Genomic DNA, 5,677 nt, shown 5'->3' with positions numbered 1-5,677 from the left:
GCAAACGCTACCTTCAGTTCCTCTCAGTATTTTCTCATGAATCATTCCGGATTGCTATAGATACCCGACTTCTTTAAGAAGTCGGGTATCTGGACTCTACAGATGATTTAACGATAATTTGTAAATTGCAAAGCTACAGGTAAATCTTCTTGCTTTAAACGTTGGATGATAGCTTGCAGTTCGTCCTTAGATTTAGCCGTTACTCGCACTGCATCGCCTTGAATCGAGGCTTGCACCTTTTTAAATTCATCTCGAATCAATTTGGAAATTTGTTTGGCAATTTCTTGACTGATACCTTTTTTGAGTTTGATTTCTTGACGCACACGGTTACCGCTGGCTGATTCAACTTTGCCAAAATCAAAGATTTTCTGAGAAAGATTGCGTTTAGCAGCTTTTTCTCGAAGAATGTTGTGCACAGAATCTAAAGTAAACTCACTATCGGTGTTAACGTCAATACTTTGCTCACCTAACTCAACAGTAGTTGCAGTATCTTTGAGGTCGTAACGGCCTTTGATTTCTCGCACAACTTGATCGACGGTGTTGACCAATTCTTGTCGGTCAAAGTCACTCACAATGTCAAAGGAATAATTAGAAGCCATAGCACATCGTTGATTTTTGGATGTTGGATGTGAAATGTGAAATAGGGATTAGGGATGAGTCAATTGATAATTACTACCCTCCTCTGTATCCCTCCTTTGCGATCGCATATAAAAGAACAGCAGAAATAGGTGGTTGTCATAGCATCATCAACCAAATCCATAAATAGCATTAATTGTCGGTCATGGGCAATTAGGAAAACCTATTACCCATGAACTATTTGTAGTTTCTCTTCTTTAGAATTACACTCACGCAAACTCAGCCTCACCTTAGTCAAAGTAGAAAAGTGTAACCACTTTTCTCTGTTCTTCTGCATCTTTACAAGTTTGTAGCAGAGTGCGGCTGTCGTGAAATGCAAAGCAAATCAGTTGCTGGCAGCGGGAAATAATCTCCTTATTGCAAATGTAACTCGCTTCAGCGAGGGACAGATTATCGTTGCTAGGATTTTCTACTAGGTGCATTACCAGTTCTAGCTGCTGACGTGATTCATGGGGCTGGCGTTCTAAGCTTTGGGGTAGAATCACCGTCAACAAATTGGCGTCAGCCCGCATTGCGCCTTTGATGGCAGCGGAATTGGTACCTGTAGCCCCAGAAGTGATCACCCGATTGCCTGATAAAACCAAGGCATAGGTCATCATTTCAATGAGATTCTGGTGCGTAATTGGGACATGACGGGAACCCAGCAAGGCAATTCGTTTAGAACCTGTTTGCTGGATTGTCGCTAGTTCTTGCGCTAATGTATCGAGGTTGATGAGGTCTGTTGACTGGCTCAAAGATGAACGTAATGAGATGAAACGACCCAGATATTTTACCAAACAGAGTGTAAGTGCGAAGCCTACTTGAGTTAGACATTGCTACCTTTTCTCGATTAATAGCTTCAGTATTTGCATTTCTTAGTCAAAAAACAGATAAGTAGCCTTCAGACTCACCTTTATTTAGTGGCTGACAACGGTACTCAAAATAAAACTTTTTGCTGAAATCAATAAGTTGGGAGTAAATTTACAGAAATATGCTTGTGTTTTGATTAGCTGCTACAACCAAATATGTCCTTATCTGTGGGGCTGAGGAAAAGCACGCCACCTCCTAGGCGGTGATAGCGAACTAATTCCTCGCTAGTAATAAAATCCTCTAATTGATAACTGAGCATTTATGCTCTCAATTTTTGAGTTGATGAGGCTAAGGTAAAGCTGCTGCTGGACTTAACCCAAGTTTAGACAACAAGCGTTCAAGGTCAAAATGCTCGCCCATCAACTCACGAATGCACTCTACCTTGATCGGTTCGTGAACACGCACTTGTCCAAACGTGCGATCTACAATTTCTACAGTGGTGAGGGTATCTAAATCAACAGACAAAATGGGGATTTCTAGTTCGTCAGCACGACTAAGGATGAACTCGGGAGGTGGGAGTTGTCCAGTGAGGATTAGGCATTGGGTAGAAGTTTCCAATGCTGCTTGCTGAATTTCCACGCGATCGCCCCCTGTCACCACTGCCATGTTTCGGCGCTTGCGGAAGTATTTTACAGCAGCGTTGACGTTCATCGCACCAATTGCTAAACTTTCGACCATTAAATCTAGGCGATCGCTACGACAGAGAACTTCGGCTTTTAACTGCTTGGCTAGTTCGCCGACGCTGACACTGCGTAGTAAGTCGCTTTTTGGTAACATTGCCAACACAGGAATTCCCTGCTGCTCTAAGAACGGTCGCAAGATATTTTTGACAGATTCTAGTTTTTCGCTAGGGATATCATTGATCACAACACCAATTAAGCGATCGCCTATAAGTTGCTTGGCAGATAACAGTGCTTCAACCGAGAGCAAAGATTTGTAGCGTGCTACCAACAATACACTGGCATCTAATGCTTCAGCCACTTGTGGCAAAGATAAGTTAAATAAATTACCTTCTGCCAAATCACCAGGTCCCTCTAGCAACACCAAATCTCCCTTGGAAATTGGTAAATATTGCTGTAATAGGGACTGCTGATAATCAGTTTTGTCCTCACCACGTAAGCGTTTTTGCACAGTTACTTCATCCAAAGCCAGCATTGTTGGTGCAACACGATTTTCGCTCAGGTTAAGGCTATGGGCAATGAACTGGACATCTTCCTCAAAGGCGTTACCAATAGATACATTGAAACACGTACCTAAAGGTTTGCCGTAGGAAATATCCAGTCCTGTTTGCTGTAGCTGATAAGACAAACCTAGAACTGTAGCAGATTTACCGCTATAAGTCTCTGTTGATCCAATCAGCAAATATTTCGCGGATTTTGGCACACATGCACTCCTAAATTCAAAAGGAAGTAGAATCCAGCTTGGTGTTTTCTAATTTTAGGTCGAACATAGCCATAGCTGTTGTTACAAACCTCATTTATAGGAGTTATTGCTCAAATCGCCAGAAAAATGAATGATTCAAAATAAAGCCTTTTGCTGGCGATATTACTGCAATTGTGAAATTTTCAGGCTGCGCCAGATTCATTCATCTATACGCAGCAGCTTGCGATAAAAAGCTTGCGAGAAATCGGTTAAGCGATGGCGTTTATAGTTGTCCATCAATTCAATTAAATAAGTTATGAACTCGGAACTTGCCATCATCACCTCGTAGCTTAGATCGGCATCGCCATCAAACTGCATCCGGCAACGGGTCAAGTCTGAAGGTAGGCTAGCAACATTCCAGGTGGCGACAAAGGGAATATTGTCACTGGCCTCTATTTTACGGTGACCTTCCAAAACGCCTTTTTGATAAAGACTGATGGCATAGGGTAAGAAGTTGCGCCTGCTGCCCTGAATGTAGGGGAGGTAAACACTTGCTTGCTGTGGGGTGGCTGGCTGGAGTTGCTCAATAGTCATTGTTGAATATTCCTCAAGTTATGTAAACGTAACTGGGGATGAGAGTTTGGCTAAAGAAGTAGAGAGTAGGGAACACAAGAGAGAATTTTTCCTATTCCTGCGCCCGATTACCAGAGTGTCTGGGATTACGGGGGACTAGTCGTCACCAGTTTTGTCAACCGGGGAGGTAGGGGTCAATACTAAGTATTCCCAAAAAATTCTGGTTTACACATTTTCGGAAGATGAGGTAAAGATTCTACTTTTTGCCGAATACTGCTGAGTTGCGAGTTATACGAACTTGCATAGCAAAACAATCAGTGGAAATGCCTTTAGGAGCGCCATCTGTGGTCAAGGCAAGAAAGTTACTGTTAAGAAATATGAGAATGTCAGGTACAATAGGGCCGCATTAGCTTTTATTGAAGCTGAGAGCAATAACAATCAAAAATCTCTTCTATCTAGAGGTAGATGCTGTTATTGTGACTTCTCTCAACAACTAGCTGTTGCTACTTGGCGATCGCTTTACCTAAACTAGAGTTGCCATTAAAAAGGGATTCTACTGACTCGATTGCGAGTCAAAAAAGGTAAAAATTACTGCCAATCTCAGGGCTAGCTCAGGGTTTTACAGTTTAGTGTTACCTGATTCTCAGCTTCTTTACAGGCGTACACAAATAGTGGTTTTTGAATCAAGTAACCTATGCCAGCGAATTTCTGGCCCGAAGACGATTCTAGCAACGAGCTTGCTCCTCTCAACTCTCTGTTGTCTGACCTTTCAGCAACCGAGGAGTTAGTAGTAGATACAGAACCTTTGTTTCTACCATTCCGGTTTCAAGGACGCAGACGCAAAGCGGCTCTAGTTTTGACTATAGTCTGGAGTAGCACGATCGCTCTGCATTTAGTTTCCTGGGGTTTTATATTCGTACTGGGACTGACCACTATTCTGGGTATTCACGCTTTGGAGGTGGTATTTGCCAAGCCCCGCCGTCATCCAAAACAAATGCAGGGAGATTTACCTTCTGTGTCTGTTTTAGTGTCAGCGAAAAATGAGGAAGCGGTAATTGGCAGATTAGTCAAGAGTCTTTGCAGTCTGGAATATCCAGATGGCAAGTACGAACTCTGGATAATTGACGATAACAGTAGTGACAGCACACCGCAGTTATTAACAGAACTGGCAAAGGAATACAAACAACTCAAGATCCTCCGGCGTTCAGCGCAAGCTACTGGCGGTAAGTCTGGGGCATTGAATCAAGTTTTGCCTCTGACTAAAGGCGAAATCATCGCCGTGTTTGATGCCGATGCCCAAGTAGCACCAGATTTGTTGCTACAGGTAGTACCTATGTTCCAAAGAGAAAAGGTAGGGGCGGTGCAGGTACGAAAAGCGATCGCCAATGCCAAAGAAAATTTTTGGACTAAAGGTCAAATGGCCGAAATGGCCCTTGATACCTATTTTCAGCAACAGCGGACTGCCCTTGGGGGGATTGGCGAATTGCGGGGTAACGGTCAATTTGTCCGGCGCGCAGCCTTGGCAAGTTGCGGTGGGTGGAACGAAGAAACGATCACCGATGATTTGGATTTGACCCTGCGCTTACATCTAGATAACTGGGATATTGAGTGTGTATTCTCGCCAGCAGTCGAAGAAGAGGGCGTGACAAATGCGATCGCACTTTGGCATCAGCGCAACCGTTGGGCAGAAGGTGGATATCAGCGCTATTTGGATTATTGGGATTTGCTCCTCAAAAATCGCTTGGGGGTGCGAAAAACCTGGGATCTGCTGAGCTTTATGCTGATTATGTATATCTTACCAACGGCAGCAATACCCGATTTATTAATGGCGATCGCTCGGCATCGTCCACCAATCTTAGGTCCCATCACTGGTTTGTCTGTTAGCCTCTCAATGATCGGGATGTTCACTGGTCTGAGGCGAATTCATCAAGGGCAAAAATTCCAGTTTTCTACATATTTACTGTTACTGGTGCAAACTCTACGTGGGACTTTATATATGTTCCACTGGTTGGTAGTCATGAGCAGTGCCACTGCCCGGATGTCATTACGGCAAAAACGCCTGAAATGGGTGAAAACTGTGCATACAGGCATGGAGAAAGCGTAAAATTAAACGATTATGTAGAAAAGCTTCAGATCTAAGGTCACACTTTTTTGGTGAAGGATGAAAAAGAAATTTTTCATCCTTCATTGTTTATTGGACTTCTTGCAAAAGTCGGGAAAAGGGGAAGGGGAAAGGGGGAAAGGTTTGATATTTTCC

The 5,677-nt window shown here is 43.4% G+C and carries 6 protein-coding genes; 1 reads left to right on the top strand and 5 read right to left on the bottom strand.

Annotated elements, in window-relative coordinates; translation table 11 throughout:
* Positions 1 to 107: 107 nt before the first annotated feature.
* The 5 genes from BV372_RS22140 to ebsA all read right to left on the bottom strand — a co-directional run bounded on the left by BV372_RS22140 (position 108) and on the right by ebsA (position 3,441).
* Positions 108 to 599, bottom strand: coding sequence for a YajQ family cyclic di-GMP-binding protein (locus BV372_RS22140; RefSeq protein WP_086688656.1), 492 nt, complete (start codon positions 597 to 599; stop codon positions 108 to 110).
* A gap of 267 nt (positions 600 to 866) precedes the next feature.
* Complete coding sequence (locus BV372_RS22135; RefSeq protein ID WP_086688655.1) at positions 867 to 1,370, bottom strand: DNA recombination-mediator protein A; 504 nt, start codon at positions 1,368 to 1,370, stop codon at positions 867 to 869.
* Between the two features lie 251 nt (positions 1,371 to 1,621).
* The gene (locus BV372_RS37785; protein ID WP_256973382.1) at positions 1,622 to 1,744 is read right to left on the bottom strand and encodes a hypothetical protein; all 123 of its coding nucleotides are present in this window, start codon (positions 1,742 to 1,744) and stop codon (positions 1,622 to 1,624) included.
* Positions 1,745 to 1,773: 29 nt separating this feature from the next.
* The gene (locus BV372_RS22130; protein ID WP_086688654.1) at positions 1,774 to 2,868 is read right to left on the bottom strand and encodes a phosphotransacetylase family protein; all 1,095 of its coding nucleotides are present in this window, start codon (positions 2,866 to 2,868) and stop codon (positions 1,774 to 1,776) included.
* Positions 2,869 to 3,066: 198 nt separating this feature from the next.
* Positions 3,067 to 3,441 (bottom strand): type IV pilus biogenesis protein EbsA, encoded by a 375-nt coding sequence (gene ebsA / locus BV372_RS22125; RefSeq protein ID WP_086688653.1) that lies wholly within the window; start codon positions 3,439 to 3,441, stop codon positions 3,067 to 3,069.
* Positions 3,442 to 4,114: 673 nt separating this feature from the next.
* On the opposite strand from ebsA, the gene BV372_RS22120 reads away from it, so the two are divergent.
* Positions 4,115 to 5,524 (top strand): glycosyltransferase family 2 protein, encoded by a 1,410-nt coding sequence (locus tag BV372_RS22120; RefSeq protein ID WP_086688652.1) that lies wholly within the window; start codon positions 4,115 to 4,117, stop codon positions 5,522 to 5,524.
* Positions 5,525 to 5,677 lie beyond the last annotated feature (153 nt).

Origin of the sequence: Nostoc sp. T09, assembly GCF_002154695.1 — a bacterium.
In the GTDB taxonomy this organism is placed as follows: domain Bacteria; phylum Cyanobacteriota; class Cyanobacteriia; order Cyanobacteriales; family Nostocaceae; genus Aulosira.
Note: the sequence above shows the minus strand (reverse complement) of the source record. Positions and strands in the feature narration are given on the sequence as shown.

Coding starts and splice junctions, on each gene's coding strand:
- ebsA (WP_086688653.1), bottom strand. CDS start 3,441: ATGACTATTGAGCAACTCCAGCCAGCCACCCCACAGCAAGCAAGTGTT.
- BV372_RS37785 (WP_256973382.1), bottom strand. CDS start 1,744: ATGCTCAGTTATCAATTAGAGGATTTTATTACTAGCGAGGAATTAGTT.
- BV372_RS22140 (WP_086688656.1), bottom strand. CDS start 599: ATGGCTTCTAATTATTCCTTTGACATTGTGAGTGACTTTGACCGACAA.
- BV372_RS22120 (WP_086688652.1), top strand. CDS start 4,115: ATGCCAGCGAATTTCTGGCCCGAAGACGATTCTAGCAACGAGCTTGCT.